Here is a 15,315-nt window from a genome sequence, read left to right as displayed (position 1 = left end):
AGCACCTGCCTTGCACGCAGGGGGTCAGGAGTTCGATCCTCCTCGGCTCCACCAATAGATTGAGGGGATTGACCAGAACAAAGTGTTTTTTTTTATGGAGAGCATTTTATTCTGGTATAGCCGGAGTTCATTAACAAGATGGTAAAGAAGAAGAGGTAACACAAGCGATTGGTATATGCATCATGTGATTTTGAGGTGATTGAGATTATATGGTCAAGAAGAGAAGCGCAAACGGTGGATGCCTTGGCAGTAAGAGGCGAAGAAGGACGTGGAATCCTGCGAAAAGCTATGGGGAGCTGGAAACGAGCGTTGAGCCATAGATGTCCGAATGGGGGAACCCGGCTGCAGCGATGCGGTCATTTGCATTTGAATACATAGGGTGCAAAGGCGAACTCGGGGAACTGAAACATCTAAGTACCCGAAGGAAAAGAAATCAAGAGAGATTCTCCAAGTAGCGGCGAGCGAACGGGGAGGAGCCTGGCGTGATTTATTATTGAACTGAGTAGAACAATTTGGGAAAGTTGGCCGTAGAGGGTGAAAGCCCCGTATACGAAGGTTTGATGAGGAACTAGGCACGCGAGCAAGTAGGCCGGGACACGTGAAATCCTGGTTGAAGATGGGTGGACCATCATCCAAGGCTAAATACTACTTACTGACCGATAGTGAACCAGTACCGTGAGGGAAAGGTGAAAAGAACCCCGGAGAGGGGAGTGAAATAGAATCTGAAACCGTTTGCGTACAAGCAGTGGGAGCATGGTTTAGGCTGTGTGACTGCGTACCTTTTGTATAATGGGTCAGCGAGTTACTTTCAGTGGCGAGGTTAACTGAATAAGGGAGCCGTAGAGAAATCGAGTCTGAATAGGGCGATAGTCGCTGGGAGTAGACCCGAAACCGGGCGATCTAGCCATGTGCAGGATGAAGGTTGGGTAACACCAACTGGAGGTCCGAACCGGGTAATGTTGAAAAATTATCGGATGACGTGTGGCTAGGAGTGAAAGGCTAATCAAGCCCGGAGATAGCTGGTTCTCCCCGAAAGCTATTTAGGTAGCGCCTCGTGAATGATTACTGGGGGTAGAGCACTGTTTCGGCTAGGGGGCTGTCATGGCTTACCAAACCGATGCAAACTCCGAATACCGGCTAATTGGATCACGGGAGACACACGGCGGGTGCTAACGTCCGTCGTGGAGAGGGAAACAACCCAGACCGCCAGCTAAGGTCCCCAAGTACTAGTTAAGTGGGAAACGATGTGGGAAGGCATAGACAGCCAGGAGGTTGGCTTAGAAGCAGCCACCCTTTAAAGAAAGCGTAATAGCTCACTGGTCGAGTCGGCCTGCGCGGAAGATGTAACGGGGCTAAAACTAGTCACCGAAGCTGCGGATGTGCGCGAAGGCGCACGTGGTAGGGGAGCGTTCTGTAGGCTGATGAAGGTGCATTGAGAAGTGTGCTGGAGGTATCAGAAGTGCGAATGCTGACATGAGTAACGATAATGTGGGTGAAAAGCCCACACGCCGGAAGTCCCAGGTTTCCTGCACGACGTTAATCGGAGCAGGGTGAGTCGGCCCCTAAGGCGAGGCTGAAGAGCGTAGTCGATGGGAACCAGGTTAATATTCCTGGACTTTTTATAAGTGGTGAAGTGGGGACGAAGAAGGCTAGGTGAGCCAGGCGTTGGTTGTCCTGGTACTTGCATGTAGGGGGGAAGACTTGGCAAATCCGGTTTTCCGATACTCTGAGGTGCGAAGTGGTTCTGACCTTTTGGTACAGAGAAGTCATTGATGCCCGGCTTCCAGGAAAAGCTGCTAGCCATAACTTATAGAGAACCGTACCGCAAACCGACACAGGTGGACAGGTAGAGAATACTAAGGCGCTTGAGAGAACTCGGGTGAAGGAACTAGGCAAAATGGTACCGTAACTTCGGGAGAAGGTACGCCCTTTCTGGTGATGGGATTTACTTTCAGAGCTGGAGAGGGCCGCAGAGACCAGGTGGCTGCGACTGTTTATTAAAAACACAGCACTCTGCAAATTCGTAAGAAGACGTATAGGGTGTGACGCCTGCCCGGTGCCGGAAGGTTAATTGATGGGGTTATCTTCGGAGAAGCTCTTGATCGAAGCCCCGGTAAACGGCGGCCGTAACTATAACGGTCCTAAGGTAGCGAAATTCCTTGTCGGGTAAGTTCCGACCTGCACGAATGGCGTAACGATGGCCACACTGTCTCCACCCGAGACTCAGTGAAATTGAAATCGCTGTGAAGATGCAGTGTACCCGCGGCTAGACGGAAAGACCCCGTGAACCTTTACTATAGTTTTGCACTGGACTTTGATGATGACTGTGTAGGATAGGTGGGAGGCTGTGAAGTGAGGACGCTAGTTCTCATGGAGCCGCCCTTGAAATACCACCCTGTTGTTATTGAGGTTCTAACTTGGTCCAGTAATCCTGGATGAGGACAGTGTATGATGGGTAGTTTGACTGGGGCGGTCTCCTCCCAAAGAGTAACGGAGGAGCACAAAGGTACCCTCGGTACGGTCGGACATCGTACCAAGAGTGTAAAGGCAAAAGGGTGCTTGACTGCGAGAGTGACGGCTCGAGCAGGAACGAAAGTTGGTCTTAGTGATCCGGTGGTTCTGAATGGAAGGGCCATCGCTCAACGGATAAAAGGTACTCCGGGGATAACAGGCTGATACCGCCCAAGAGTTCATATCGACGGCGGTGTTTGGCACCTCGATGTCGGCTCATCACATCCTGGGGCTGAAGCAGGTCCCAAGGGTATGGCTGTTCGCCATTTAAAGTGGTACGCGAGCTGGGTTTAGAACGTCGTGAGACAGTTCGGTCCCTATCTGCCGTGGGCGTAGGAAAATTGAGAGGAGCTGCTCCTAGTACGAGAGGACCGGAGTGGACGAACCTCTGGTGCACCGGTTGTCACGCCAGTGGCATGGCCGGGTAGCTAAGTTCGGACGGGATAACCGCTGAAAGCATCTAAGCGGGAAGCCTCCCTCAAGATGAGTTTTCCCATGAAGCCCGTTGAAGACTACGACGTTGATAGGCAAGGTGTGGAAGCGCAGTAATGCGTGAAGCTAACTTGTACTAATTGGCTGATTGTCTTGACCATATAATCTGAGTGACTTCAGAATGTGATATTGATTTGTATACGTGCAACGTATCGTGTAAACTCTGACTCTTTACCAAACCTGTGGCTTAATAAAGCAATCAAAGCCTCAGGTAAACCAGTTTTCCTGGCGACTATAGCGATTTGGAACCACCTGATACCATCTCGAACTCAGAAGTGAAACATTTCCGCGCCAATGATAGTGTGAGGTCTCCTCATGCGAAAGTAGGTCATCGCCAGGGTTTTATTCCTTATAGCGGCTTACAAGCCGCTTCTTTTATCTAAACAAATTTATATACCACCCTTAAGCTTAATTTTCTTTAGCTTGTATCGTTTCATGCATTCGGGTAGGGAATTTTTCTTTTATCTGTATCATCTGTATCAAATGAAAAGCCTTATGATCGATACCGCACAAACAGATGTTAATTTACTACATTTGTGTTAAAATTAACCGATAGAATTTCTTTTTATCCAGTGCAGATCATTGGTGGTTTATGTTAAGCAAATATGAGCTAATTAAACCTGACATAGGATCCAGTTACGGCAATATCACAAAAATGTATGAAATAGTTGGTGGCAAGCCGCTTAGAGGGCAAGTCAAAGTAAGCGGGTCTAAAAATGCTGCTCTGCCTGTACTGGCAGCGAGTTTATTATGCAAAGAGCCGCTGCAGTTAACCAATTTACCGAAAATATCAGATGTTACCAATATGATTCAATGCATAGAAGCATTAGGTAAAACATTTGAATTCATCAATACTAATACGATTAAAATTGGCAATAGAGAAATAAATGCACTGACTATTCCAAAGGAGGCAGCCAGACAAATTCGTGCTTCAATTATTTTATTAGGCCCTTTGGTTGCGCAGTATCCAAAGGTGATATTGCCATTACCAGGTGGATGCTCTATTGGGAAACGTCCTATTGATTTGCACATCAGTGCGCTTAATGCTTTGGGTGTAGATATTGTTGAGCTACCAGATTGTTTAGTATGTTCTCGCCGTTATGCTCGGCTTCAAGGAAATACTATTAACTTTTCCAGCAAAACTGTGACTGGAACAGAAAATGCGATGATGGCGGCTGTATTGGCAGAAGGAACAACCATTATAAATAATGCTGCAATGGAACCCGAAATAGTTGATTTGGCTAATTTTTTAAATAGGCTTGGAGCAAAAATTGATGGGGCGGGTAGCGACAGAATCACAATTTCCGGTGTAGATAAATTAAATTCTTGTGGAAGTTATTCCATCATGGCAGATAGAATCGAGGCTGGTACCTATTTAGTAGCAGCAGCGATGACTCGTGGTTCTATTTCCGTTAAAGGAGTCAATCCGGATTATCTAGTTGCAGTTTTGAGCGAATTAAAATGTGCAGGTGCAAAAATTACTTGTGATTCTGACTCAATCCAGCTTGATATGAGAGAAGAGTATGGTGAATCGTTAAATATAACCACAAAACCCTATCCAGGCTTTCCAACGGATCTACAATCTCTCTTTTTAAGTCTGACTTGTGTTTTAAGGGGTAACTCTTATTTGTGTGAGACTCTATTTGAAGATCGTTTTCAAATAGTCCAAGAGCTTAAAAAAATGGGAGCCAATATTTCTTTAAAGGATAACATTGCATACATAAAGGGTGTTTCAAGATTAAGGGGCTCTCAAGTCAAGGCTACTGATTTACGCTCAGGTGCTGCTTTAGTATGTGCCAGTTTGGCAGCGGAGGGTATCACGCAGATTTTTGCCATAGAGCATATAGAGCGTGGTTATGAAGATTTAATATTAAAATTAAAAGCACTTGGCGCCAATATTAAATTAATTGAGAATGACCATGTAACAAGCACACAATTATCTGACAGTCATTTCAAAGAGGCGACTAGTAGTGAAACTCGAATACAACGAGCATCGTTGATTGAAACCGTAGTAGCACCATGTATAACAACATTTGGTCAGTTTAAAAGAGTACCTACAGGAGAAGTGACGGAATTGGAAAAACAGCAGGCACCTTATCTGCATCACACTATGTAAGGTATCTATCCTTTAATCTTATATAGTGCCCGGCAGAATACTCAATTTGCTCTATCTCTTTTATGGTTAATTTTCTGATGGCTTGAGCAGGGCTTCCCAAATACAAATGCCCACTTTTGAGTATTTTTCCCGGAGGTACGATGCTTCCTGCAGCAATCATAACATGTTTCTGTATGTGCGCTGAGTCTAAAATTATAGATCCCATGCCAATTAAACAGTAATCATCGATAGTGCAGGCGTGTAATAGAGCTTTGTGCCCTACCGTGATTCCTTGCCCTAAAATTAATGACCTACCGCCTGGAGTATAAGGACCATCATGAGTAACATGCAGAACAGCACCGTCTTGAATACTGCAGGAATGGCCTATTTGAATGTAATTAACATCACCACGGATAACAGCCATAGGCCATACGGATACGTCATCTCCCAAGGTTACGTTACCAATGACAGTGGATTGCGGATCAATATAAACTCGTTCACCTAATTCAGGATACTTGTCGTCAAATTTACGAATGGAATAGTTCATGTATATTTACACCATAGTTACAAATTCTTCAGCACTGGTTGGATGAATTGCAATTGTATTATCGAAGTCCTTTTTGCATGCGCCCATTTTTATGGCAACCCCAAAGCCTTGTAGCATTTCATCGGCGCTGTATCCGACGACATGTAAACCAATAATCTTTTCCTTTTTACCCAAGGTAACCAATTTCATCGCAGTAGGGGTTTTATCAATGCTCAAGGCATCATACATAGGGATAAAACGGGTTTGATATATTTTAATTTTATTCTTACCATATTTTTCAATGGCTTCATGCTCGGTTAAACCGACAGAACCAGATGGAGGATGAGAGAATACTACTGAACAAATATTATCATAATTTAAGCAGGCATCAGGTTGATTCCCAAAAATTCGGTCTGCCAAATGCCTCCCTGCTGCTATTGCTACAGGAGTTAATGCGGGAGCATTAGTGACATCGCCAATAGCATAAATACCTTTAACCGATGTGTTTTGGAATGCATCAACCAGGATTAATCCTTTGTCATCCATGTTAACGTTTATTTTATCAAGATTTAAATTGCCAGTCCGCGGTTTTCGACCTACAGCAGATATAATGACATCAATATTCTCAATAATAGAGCCACTTTGACAGAAAATACTTTTTCTGCCGTCGCTATGGAGATGAATAGCTTGGGCTTTATGGTTTTGATGAATACAGATTCCTTGCTTTTGCATAATTTCCATTAAAGTATCGCCAATCATATGATCAAAGCGACTCAGTGGTCGTGTACCTCTCATTAACAAGTGAGTTTCACTGCCAAGAGAGTTAAGGATTCCTGCTAATTCGACACCTATGTAACCGCTACCAATAACAGCTACCTTAGCTGGTAATTTTGTTAATGAAAAAAAACCATCAGAATCAATAGCATGCTTAATGCCATTAATTGCTGGTAGAGCTGGCTCACCGCCAGTTGCAATAATAATATGTTCTGCTTGATAAATAGTATGATCTATCGTGATAGAACTTTGATCGTGGAAAATGCCTTTGCCTTGAATCAGAGTAATTTTGTACTGTAAAAATCGTTTTGCATAATTTTCTCTTAAGCGTTCAATATACGCATTGCGTTTATTCACTAGTCGCTTCCAATCTAACTTGGCATTGTTTTCCAGGAAAAAACCGTAATCAGGAGATTTATGGAGTGTTTCTGCAATTGATGAAGCATTGTACATAATTTTTTTGGGTACACATCCTAAATTCACACAGGTCCCTCCCAAGTGGTTTTGCTCAATAACCGCCACTTTGGCTCCATACTGAGCAGCACGAACAGCACTGGCTATTCCGCCACTTCCTCCTCCAAGAACTATAAGGTCAAAATGCTTTGTTTTCATAGTCAATTAATAGGAAAATAAAATAATAGTAGCAGGTCGCACTTGGTCTACCAAGGAATTAAACTGAATTTTATAAAAAACTTAAATATTTTTTTAATTTCAACCAGATAGTTTTAGTTATGGTTGGTGTTTAAGCCATATATCAACACCAACCTGTAAAAATATAACAGTATCGTTTTAGCTTCAAACTAGCACGGAATTAGTACTGGCAACAGTAATATAGGACTGAGATTATTGTTCCAATTTTGTTAAAAGTTCCTTCCGGGTTTTTTTATCAACAAAAGCAGCTTCTATAGCCATACGCGTAATATTATTCATTGTGTTATCGCTATAGCCATAAGCTTTTTGAACTCTTTTGTACTCTTGAGCAAGTGTTGTGCTCATAAAAGGAGGATCATCGGAATTAATACTGACTTTAATCCCTGCTTCATAAAGCTTTGGAAAAGGGTGGCTATTCATGTTTTTGAATAATCCCAAAAATATGTTACTGGTTGGGCACACTTCCAATGCAATACCATGATCTTTAACCATGGCCATGATGTCAGGTGAGTCAATCACTCGAACCCCATGTCCAATTCTTTTAATTGGCAGAGTTTTCATTGCTTCTTCCATTCCTTTGGCTGAATCAAATTCGCCGGCATGAACGGTGCATTCCAATCCGGAGTCTGCTGCTATCTGATAAGCTTTGGCAAACAATTGAGGAGGAAATTTTGCTTCATCTCCTCCTAATCCAAATCCTGTTACACAAGGAAATTTATCTATAGAAGCTTGTTTTGCGACGCGTTCGCATGCTTCTACACCAAAATGGCGTACTGCAGTGATAATAATACGTCCAACAATATCAAATTGACTTTTAGCATCATCAATAGCCTGTTGAATTGCTGTTAAATGCTCTTTTGAAGGAATTCCACTGGATTGCTCGGCATGGTCCGGAGAGTACATCATTTCAATATAGATAGCATGTTCTTGAGCGTTTGATTTAAGATAATCAAAGGTAATATCATAATAATCTTGTGGATTTTTAATTACGGATGCCAGCGTATCATAAACCTTAAGAAAATCGAGAAAGTCTTTTGATAAGTAACTTTTCTCATCGAGAGCAATAAGACCATCAGGGAGAGTTAAATGGTTTCTTTTTGCTAGTTTTTTGGCCAGGTCTGGGGAAATAGTTCCTTCTAGATGTACGTGTAATTCTGCTTTTTTTAAATTCATGATATAGCCTATTATCTTACTTGAAAGAAGATTAATGGTAACTTAGATAAAAAAACGATAAAATATATTTTTTAAATAAAGTTATTTTGGATTGAGTATGAACACAGATGATATAAATAAAGCTTATGTCAGTCCTTACGATAAGTTTTTATATGAATTTGATGCGACACATAAAAAGTCAGCGTCGCAGTTACAAGAAATTAAAAAACATGAGCGCATCTCCAAAATGAGAGACGATAAAGACTACAAGATCGATCAAAGTGAAATTTGGGAAGGGTTTTAAGAGTTTTTACTCTATAGCTATTTTGGTAAGCTGCTAGCATGTTAATCAAGACCTAGTAGCAGAAATGACAGGTCTTTATTATATTAGTAAAGATAAAGATGAAAAATCCAACCATTCTGCAACTAAATAATCCTGCTTTATTAAATAAGGCTATGCAGCTTAAATCAACTGGGAAAGTAGCCATTTCTCAAAATCAATTAACTTATCTTAAGATTCATGATCAATGGATCCACGAACTATTTCCGCTCTTACAAAATGAGCAGATCCGTAAACCTGATTATTTTGGTAATGAATCCATCGGTGCTCATATTAGTATTATCTATCCGGAAGAAAATACAACAATTAATCCAAAAGAGTTAGATCAAGAGCATCGCTTTAAAATTAAGACTATTATTAAGGCAAATTTAGAATTAAAAAAATATTATGCCATTATAGTGGAGGCATCTTCTTTGGTAAGATTGAGAAAAGCATATGGTTTGCCTGAAAACTTATATTTTAGAGGATATTCAATTCATTTTCATATATTACAGTAGGCGTTGAGTTTTAGGCAATCCATTGCTTAAGGTGAGCCTGATAGGCGATGAGGATTATCCCAACAAAGCATGTAAAAGTTTATAGGATAAGATCGTTAGCATGGAGGCTGCAGGTAATGTCAGTACCCATGACATAAAGATATTACGGATTACAATGAGATTCAAAGCGCCGATACCTCTTGCCAAACCTACACCTAAAACGGCACCAACCAGAGTTTGAGTCGCCGAAACAGGGATTCCGGTGCTGGTTGCAACAACTACGGTAGTTGCTGCAGAAAGTGTTGCAGCAAATGCACGGCTGGGAGTTAAAGCAGTGATAGAACTTCCTACGGTTTCAATGACTTTTCTTCCATACATAAGGAAACCAGTTACTACTCCGACGCAGCCTAATAAAATAATCCAGGAAGGGTAATTATCTGCGTCAAATATTTGATTGGAATGCATGACCAGGCTGTGCACAATACTTAATGGTCCAACTGCCAGGGCAACATCGTTGGAGCCATGGGCGAAAGCCATAGCGCATGCCGTCATTGCCATGAGCACAGCAAAATATTTCTCTACCTGAATAAATCGTTCCCTGCGTCTTATTTTATGGTATTCAGGAATACGCTTAATAAAGATCATACCCAGAATAGTAATTATTATACTGGTGGCCAGAGTCACCGCCAAATCTTGCTTTAAATTCAAGTGAATATCAAAATGGTTAAGTCCTTTAAATACAGTGATAAAAGATAATATAAAACCAATCAAAAAAAGATAAATAGGAATATATAGCTTGGCTTTAGTCAACGGGTTACTTTTTACAAATATGGTTTGCTGTATACTAATGAACAAAGCGTAGGCCGTAATCCCTGAAATCAACGGAGATGAAACCCATCCAATAGCGATTCGCGCTACCTGATTCCAATGTATTGCGTCAGGGCCCAAGACTATAGTGCCAAAACCAACCATGGAGCCTACTAATGCGTTGGTTATCGAAACAGGGACCCCCAGATAACTCGCAAGATTCATCCATATTGTGCAGGCAAACAAAACGCACAGCATGCCTTCGATGAGGATTAAAGGTTCATTAGAAAGTTGACTGGTATTGATAATCCCATCACGCATGGTTTCAGTGACACCTTCACCCCCTAAAAAAGCGCCTGCAAACTCGAAAATGATGGCGATAAGCATGGCTTGACGGACGGTAACTGCCTTTGAGCCCATAGTGGTACTCATGACATTAGCCAAATCATTGGCGCCGACCCCCCAGGTCATAAGAAAACAAAGAATAAGAGCAGCAAAAAGTAGGTAAATTGAATAATCCATGAGTGATAACTACCGGGCAATTAGAATTTGAAGTCGACCACCAACTGTCTGGGCATGGTCAGCCAATTCGCCAATCCATTGGACCAGTTTGTATAGAAAAATTACATCTATAGCTGGGAGTTCCTTTTCTAATTCGAAGATTTTGTGCCTAATGTCTGCCAGTCTTTCATCACAGTCATGTTCAATTTCGTCTAATTTAACTATCATTTCTTCAACGATTTTGACTTCACTGCCTCTGAATCCGGTTTCAAGCAATTCATCTAATTCATTAATCGCTGTGCAAGCTTGTTTAGAGGCATCAAGACATCGGCTTAAAAAAGGCATAAAAGACGGAATTAATTTTTTAGGTATCCTCATTTGTCTGCTTATAATTAAAGCAGCTATATCTTCTGCTTTATTGGCAATTCTATCTTGAGCACTGAGCAGTTCTAATATGTCTGTGCGGGCGACTGGTAAAAATAAGCCAGTAGGTAGATGAAGGCGCAAATCACGTTTAATTAGATCCGCTTCTTTTTCAATAGCGATGATTTTATCCTTGATCTTGTTTGCAGTATCCCAATCATTTTTGAGCACCGCTTCAAAAAAAGGGTACAATTGCTTGGCACACTGATGTGCTTTACGTATGTGTTGTTCAATGGGCTTTATTGGTGATGGCCCGAACATATTGAATATACTACCCATAATTTTTGATCTCGGATAACAGATTTTAAGGATTATACCTAAACTTTTTGAGGAACAAAACTACTACTTATCTACAGTGAATACAGATTAGAGATTAAAGGGGGCTATTTGTAACCTTGTGAGTCCAACTATTAGTGCTACAATTCAATAAAAGATTTTATAATTAAATTGAAATAACAGGAGTGTTTCTATGATTAAGCGATGGCTATTAGTGATATTATTAATTTCTGGCAACGCTTTTTCCCAACAGATGATAACCAAGGTTATCGAATTGAATTATTTGCAGGCAGATAAGGTCATTCAGTTAATCCAACCATTATTGCAGACTGATGAGAAAGTAAGTGGTTCAGGGCAAACACTAATTGTTAATGTGAGTCCCCAAACTTTAACGCAAATCAGAAACGTATTACATAAAATAGATGTTCCGCCTGTTGTTTTTAATATTACTGTTTATCAAGGGGATCCTGAATGGTTAAGCTCACAGGATGGGAATGATGTCGTTTACAGCACACAACCACAATATGAAGTGCAGCGCAGTCAATCCGTTAAAGTCATGAGTGGGGAATCTGCTTTTGTTGCGACCGGTGAACAAGTACCAGTAGTTACTTCAGTTGGTGTTGGTCTTTTAGCCACAGGAGTATCTTATGAGCAGCATAATATCCAAAACGGTTTGCTAGTACATCCTGTTTTGCAAGGATCACAGGTCAAATTGACAGTGAGAAGAGTGCGAGAGCAGGAAAATGTAGAGAGTGATCAACAATTTGATAATCAACAAATAGATACTACGATCATGGCGCCATTGAATAAATGGGTTCCATTAGGTACAGCAGAGGGGGTTCAAAATACCGATTCTTCTTCAACTTCTTATACAGCTGGAAGGCCTTTTTCTCAAAATTCAACTTTGTACATTAAGGTATCAGTTGTAAAATCCACCCCTTCTGGGACCACCAAATAAAATGATGGAAACGCGTTTCATAATCCTTTTACTTGGATCTTCTCTCAATGGGCTTTTCTTCCCTGAACTGGAGAATAAGCCAAGATTTACTGATTAACTAACTCCTAATCCCTTAATTAAAAATATTTTGCCTTGATCCTGGAGCTTCTCGTAAGCATCTTTAAGCCATGAAAATCATAATAATTCGGTATTGTGGGCTCATGCCACCACAAATAGATTAAATTAAAAGCAAAATGATAAAATTAAAATCATTAATGGTGTATAATTAAAGTGAGCGGAGAGAATTTTGGGGGGGATTTCTTATGGCAATTATCAGTTCACTGGCCAATCACCTATTGATTGCCATGCCTTCCTTAAAAGATCCAAACTTTGAAAGGTCAGTGGTCTATTTGTGCGAGCATAATGAGCAAGGGTCAGTTGGTTTAATTATTAACAGACCTTTACAGTTTCCACTATCTATTGTTTTTGAGCAATTGGAAATTGAACCTATTCGAGTAGAAAAAAATGGGTTGCCTTTATTGTTTGGCGGACCAGTACAACCAGAAAGAGGATTTGTTATTCATAAACAAATAGGCGGGTGGCGCTCCAGTTTGTTTTTGCAAGATGAAGTGACGGTTACTACCTCAAATGATATCATTCGTGCCATAGCTTACGACGAAGGACCTAAAGATGTATTAATCACTTTAGGTTATGCTGCTTGGACAGAGCAGCAATTGGAAAGAGAAATTATGAGTAACACGTGGTTAGTTTGTCCCTATAAATCTGAAATTCTTTATGAAGTGCCCTTTGAAGAGCGTTGGGAATACGCGGGATTAACGCTGGGCATCAAAATGAATCAACTCTCTTCTGATGCTGGCCATGCCTAGGGGTGTGTATTTAGGTTTTGATTTCGGGTATAAACGCATAGGAGTCGCTGTAGGACAGCGGCTAACTTGTAGTGCCTCTCCCTTATCTACTATAGAAGCTAAAGCCGGAATCCCTGATTGGAATACCATTCAAAAAGTGATAACCCAATGGAATCCACAAGCTTTAATTATAGGTCTTCCTACCTGTATTGATGACCGTGAATTGTATACAACATCAGCTGCTCGTCGTTTTGCAAAGCAATTGCACAAGCGGTTTTCTTTACCTGTGCATTTAGTCGATGAACGACTTTCAACTGTAGAGGCAAGAGGGTATTTGTTTGAGCAGGGGGGATATCGCCAGATTAAAAAAGCCGAGGTAGATAGTATAGCAGCTTGTGTTATACTGGAGCAGTGGTTGCAACAATCGGAATAACTCAAAGAGTATTTTTCTTTTGACGTAAAATGAAATTTGGCGGGGGAACATGAAACATTTTCTTGAAATTAGTCAATTGTCATCTGAACAAATTGAATCCTTATTGCAACGAGCTTTATATTTTAAACATACAAAGCGATACCCTTCTTATTCCCAAAGTATTATTGCTAATTTATTTTATGAAAACAGTACCCGAACCCGCATAAGCTTTGAGTTAGCAGAGCGCCATCTTGGAATGTCTGTAGTGAATCTGGATCTTCAGACCTCATCAGAAACTAAAGGCGAAGCCATTGAAGATACCATCAGAACGCTAGCTGCTATGGGTATCCAGTATTTGGTAATTCGCCATAAGCAAGATGGGCTGCAGCAAGATTTAGCTAATAAGTTAAGTGATAGAGTTCATATAATAAATGCAGGTGATGGAACTCATGCTCATCCAAGCCAAGCGATACTGGATATGGTGACAATTATTGAACAAAAAAAGCGATTAGATAAATTAAAAATTGCTATTTTGGGAAATATTAAACATTCACGTGTTGCTAATTCTTTCCAATGCATTTGCAGTAAATTAGGGGTTGGTGAGTTGGTTTTGATTTCTCCAGAGATTTGGCAACCATCACAAGTGCACTTTGGACGGGTTACTGATAATCTCAATGAAGGTCTGGATGGTGCGGATGTGGTAATTTGCCTGCGAGTTCAAAGGGAACGTTTGCTGGAAGATGATCATTTGGATTTGGATTTTTATAGAAACAATTTTGCACTTACTCAAAAAAGTCTGTCTTATGCAAAACCTGACGCTATGGTTATGCACCCTGGGCCTATGAATCGCGGGGTTGAAATTGATAGTGAAGTGGCTGATGGCAACCAATCTTTTATTTTACAACAGGTTACTAACGGTGTTTATGCAAGAATGGCTATCCTTGAATCGCTGATAGGAAGTTGAATTTCTTTATATCCGGTCATGATTTTTCTTTCGTTTCTTGCCGATTAGTGGCTAGTTAAAAGAAACCCTCAATTGACAATTCTTGTTCGGGAGTAAGTGGCTTGCCTACATCAGAAGCACAGGCATTTATTTTTAGTTTTTCCCCTGCAGTGCCGATGCAATAAAGCATAATTCCCTTATTATTTATCATAAATACTGTTATTTTCCCATGGTCAGATTTTTTTGTTTTCGTAGCATGTACGCTAATTTTATAATTTAAAGGATTAGGGATTTTTTTTAGTTTTTCATTAAAGCAATGAGTAATATTTGAATTAATTTCATCTGACGCATCATAGCATTGTGATAATAGCGATAAGGCAGTGTCTGTATATTGATCTGCCATAGTAACTTGCCATGGATAAAATACTAAAAACAGTAAATAGAATAGTCTTGATATTTGCATATACTGTATTTTATTTAATTTATATGGTTAATTATAGAATTGTTTTGGAGGTGTTGGATAATAACTTTTTAAATTTTTATTTAACTTTTTCTCTTTTAATTTGATAAATTCGAATATGTGTATTTCGCGAGTAATATAATTTTTTCTGCTTGATCATGCATTTTATCTATATTCTAAGATCTCATGGTTAGCCATTCTTCGCAAGAGATAGGAAAGCGCAAAATTATTCAGGTAGATCGATGGATAATATTTGACCTTGCGTCAACGGTTTTCCCTGCTCTCCGGCACAAGCATTTATGATTAAAGTTTTTCCTGTGGTTACTATGCAGTAATACATATACCCTGTTTTATCGACCATAAAGACTGGTATTCTTTCATTCGTGCCTTTTTCGTCAGTTTTAAAATTCATAATCAATTGAAAATCCTCTGCGTTAGGCATAATCTTGAGTTTCTTGGTAACACAGGGAGTAAAGTCATTGCTGAGGTTTACTGATTCATCATAGCATGATTTTATAATCGCTAGCGCATTATCAGTAGGCCTATTGGCTGTTGCAAGTTGCCATGGTATCATTAATAAAATGCAAGGAAACAAGAGTCGTATGTTTCTCATCATGGCCCCGTAATTTATATTTATGTATAATTATAGGACAACTTTGGTGTATATGATTAA

General features: G+C 40.4%; 14 protein-coding genes, 1 tRNA gene and 2 rRNA genes (1 of these 17 running past the window's edge). 10 read left to right on the top strand and 7 right to left on the bottom strand.

Going from position 1 to position 15,315, the window contains the following annotated elements:
* From OQI99_RS09030 to murA, 4 genes are all read left to right on the top strand, one after another.
* Positions 1-54 (top strand) — tRNA-Ala (locus OQI99_RS09030); it begins 22 nt to the left of the window's first position.
* A gap of 157 nt (positions 55-211) precedes the next feature.
* A 23S ribosomal RNA gene (locus OQI99_RS09025) occupies positions 212-3,104 on the top strand.
* A 123-nt stretch (positions 3,105-3,227) separates the two neighbouring features.
* Positions 3,228-3,343: ribosomal RNA gene (gene rrf / locus OQI99_RS09020) — 5S ribosomal RNA — on the top strand.
* Between the two features lie 252 nt (positions 3,344-3,595).
* Positions 3,596-5,119 (top strand): UDP-N-acetylglucosamine 1-carboxyvinyltransferase, encoded by a 1,524-nt coding sequence (murA, locus tag OQI99_RS09015; protein ID WP_265731756.1) that lies wholly within the window; start codon positions 3,596-3,598, stop codon positions 5,117-5,119.
* Here murA and OQI99_RS09010 read toward each other — a convergent pair.
* The 3 genes from OQI99_RS09010 to OQI99_RS09000 form a co-directional block, all read right to left on the bottom strand.
* The gene (locus OQI99_RS09010; protein WP_061514193.1) at positions 5,112-5,645 is read right to left on the bottom strand and encodes a gamma carbonic anhydrase family protein; all 534 of its coding nucleotides are present in this window, start codon (positions 5,643-5,645) and stop codon (positions 5,112-5,114) included. The two genes, murA and OQI99_RS09010, sit on opposite strands and share 8 nt — an antisense overlap.
* A 6-nt stretch (positions 5,646-5,651) precedes the next feature.
* A complete protein-coding gene (gene gorA / locus OQI99_RS09005; RefSeq protein WP_061514192.1) occupies positions 5,652-7,010 on the bottom strand; it encodes a glutathione-disulfide reductase in 1,359 nt (452 codons plus the stop codon).
* Positions 7,011-7,241: 231 nt separating this feature from the next.
* Positions 7,242-8,222: an adenosine deaminase gene (locus tag OQI99_RS09000; protein ID WP_061514191.1), complete on the bottom strand. Its 981-nt coding sequence runs from the start codon at positions 8,220-8,222 to the stop codon at positions 7,242-7,244.
* A 97-nt stretch (positions 8,223-8,319) separates the two neighbouring features.
* Between OQI99_RS09000 and OQI99_RS08995 the strand changes: the two genes are divergently transcribed.
* Together OQI99_RS08995 and OQI99_RS08990 are read left to right on the top strand one after the other, a co-directional pair.
* On the top strand, positions 8,320-8,505 hold the full coding sequence (locus OQI99_RS08995) for a CBU_0585 family protein (protein WP_061514190.1): 186 nt from the start codon (positions 8,320-8,322) through the stop codon (positions 8,503-8,505).
* A gap of 98 nt (positions 8,506-8,603) precedes the next feature.
* Complete coding sequence (locus OQI99_RS08990) at positions 8,604-9,038, top strand: hypothetical protein (protein WP_061514189.1); 435 nt, start codon at positions 8,604-8,606, stop codon at positions 9,036-9,038.
* 54 nt (positions 9,039-9,092) lie between these two features.
* Here OQI99_RS08990 and OQI99_RS08985 read toward each other — a convergent pair whose 3' ends face one another.
* Positions 9,093-10,346 (bottom strand): inorganic phosphate transporter, encoded by a 1,254-nt coding sequence (locus tag OQI99_RS08985; RefSeq protein ID WP_011213192.1) that lies wholly within the window; start codon positions 10,344-10,346, stop codon positions 9,093-9,095.
* 9 nt (positions 10,347-10,355) lie between these two features.
* Positions 10,356-11,027, bottom strand: a complete 672-nt coding sequence (locus OQI99_RS08980) for a TIGR00153 family protein (protein ID WP_061514188.1) — start codon at positions 11,025-11,027, stop codon at positions 10,356-10,358.
* A gap of 190 nt (positions 11,028-11,217) precedes the next feature.
* Between OQI99_RS08980 and OQI99_RS08975 the strand changes: the two genes are divergently transcribed.
* From OQI99_RS08975 to OQI99_RS08960, 4 genes are all read left to right on the top strand, one after another.
* On the top strand, positions 11,218-11,982 hold the full coding sequence (locus tag OQI99_RS08975) for a hypothetical protein (protein ID WP_010946322.1): 765 nt from the start codon (positions 11,218-11,220) through the stop codon (positions 11,980-11,982).
* A 302-nt stretch (positions 11,983-12,284) separates the two neighbouring features.
* Positions 12,285-12,848 carry a YqgE/AlgH family protein gene (locus OQI99_RS08970; RefSeq protein WP_061514187.1) on the top strand — a complete coding sequence of 188 codons (564 nt, stop codon included), beginning with the start codon at positions 12,285-12,287 and terminating at the stop codon, positions 12,846-12,848.
* The gene (gene ruvX, locus OQI99_RS08965) at positions 12,841-13,260 is read left to right on the top strand and encodes a Holliday junction resolvase RuvX (protein WP_061514197.1); all 420 of its coding nucleotides are present in this window, start codon (positions 12,841-12,843) and stop codon (positions 13,258-13,260) included. Before OQI99_RS08970 ends, ruvX begins: the two co-directional genes overlap by 8 nt.
* 49 nt (positions 13,261-13,309) lie before the next feature.
* Positions 13,310-14,203 carry an aspartate carbamoyltransferase catalytic subunit gene (locus OQI99_RS08960; protein ID WP_265731755.1) on the top strand — a complete coding sequence of 298 codons (894 nt, stop codon included), beginning with the start codon at positions 13,310-13,312 and terminating at the stop codon, positions 14,201-14,203.
* Between the two features lie 55 nt (positions 14,204-14,258).
* On the opposite strand, the gene OQI99_RS08955 is transcribed toward OQI99_RS08960, so the two are convergent.
* Both OQI99_RS08955 and OQI99_RS08950 read right to left on the bottom strand, forming a co-directional pair.
* Complete coding sequence (locus OQI99_RS08955) at positions 14,259-14,645, bottom strand: hypothetical protein (protein ID WP_265731754.1); 387 nt, start codon at positions 14,643-14,645, stop codon at positions 14,259-14,261.
* Positions 14,646-14,868: 223 nt separating this feature from the next.
* Complete coding sequence (locus tag OQI99_RS08950; RefSeq protein WP_061514185.1) at positions 14,869-15,255, bottom strand: hypothetical protein; 387 nt, start codon at positions 15,253-15,255, stop codon at positions 14,869-14,871.
* Positions 15,256-15,315: the final 60 nt, after the last annotated feature.

Origin of the sequence: Legionella sp. PATHC039, assembly GCF_026191275.1 — a bacterium.
Classification (GTDB): domain Bacteria; phylum Pseudomonadota; class Gammaproteobacteria; order Legionellales; family Legionellaceae; genus Legionella; species Legionella pneumophila.
The sequence above is the reverse complement of the archived record's forward strand: the minus strand, read 5'-3'. Positions and strand labels throughout refer to the sequence as shown.

What these genes read in the sequence shown, in the direction of transcription:
- OQI99_RS08955 (WP_265731754.1), bottom strand. Translation starts at nt 14,645, where the DNA reads ATGCAAATATCAAGACTATTCTATTTACTGTTTTTAGTATTTTATCCA.
- OQI99_RS08995 (WP_061514190.1), top strand. Translation starts at nt 8,320, where the DNA reads ATGAACACAGATGATATAAATAAAGCTTATGTCAGTCCTTACGATAAG.
- OQI99_RS08985 (WP_011213192.1), bottom strand. Translation starts at nt 10,346, where the DNA reads ATGGATTATTCAATTTACCTACTTTTTGCTGCTCTTATTCTTTGTTTT.
- murA (WP_265731756.1), top strand. Translation starts at nt 3,596, where the DNA reads ATGTTAAGCAAATATGAGCTAATTAAACCTGACATAGGATCCAGTTAC.
- gorA (WP_061514192.1), bottom strand. Translation starts at nt 7,010, where the DNA reads ATGAAAACAAAGCATTTTGACCTTATAGTTCTTGGAGGAGGAAGTGGC.
- OQI99_RS08960 (WP_265731755.1), top strand. Translation starts at nt 13,310, where the DNA reads ATGAAACATTTTCTTGAAATTAGTCAATTGTCATCTGAACAAATTGAA.
- ruvX (WP_061514197.1), top strand. Translation starts at nt 12,841, where the DNA reads ATGCCTAGGGGTGTGTATTTAGGTTTTGATTTCGGGTATAAACGCATA.
- OQI99_RS08980 (WP_061514188.1), bottom strand. Translation starts at nt 11,027, where the DNA reads ATGGGTAGTATATTCAATATGTTCGGGCCATCACCAATAAAGCCCATT.
- OQI99_RS08990 (WP_061514189.1), top strand. Translation starts at nt 8,604, where the DNA reads ATGAAAAATCCAACCATTCTGCAACTAAATAATCCTGCTTTATTAAAT.
- OQI99_RS09010 (WP_061514193.1), bottom strand. Translation starts at nt 5,645, where the DNA reads ATGAACTATTCCATTCGTAAATTTGACGACAAGTATCCTGAATTAGGT.
- OQI99_RS08970 (WP_061514187.1), top strand. Translation starts at nt 12,285, where the DNA reads ATGGCAATTATCAGTTCACTGGCCAATCACCTATTGATTGCCATGCCT.
- OQI99_RS08950 (WP_061514185.1), bottom strand. Translation starts at nt 15,255, where the DNA reads ATGAGAAACATACGACTCTTGTTTCCTTGCATTTTATTAATGATACCA.
- OQI99_RS09000 (WP_061514191.1), bottom strand. Translation starts at nt 8,222, where the DNA reads ATGAATTTAAAAAAAGCAGAATTACACGTACATCTAGAAGGAACTATT.
- OQI99_RS08975 (WP_010946322.1), top strand. Translation starts at nt 11,218, where the DNA reads ATGATTAAGCGATGGCTATTAGTGATATTATTAATTTCTGGCAACGCT.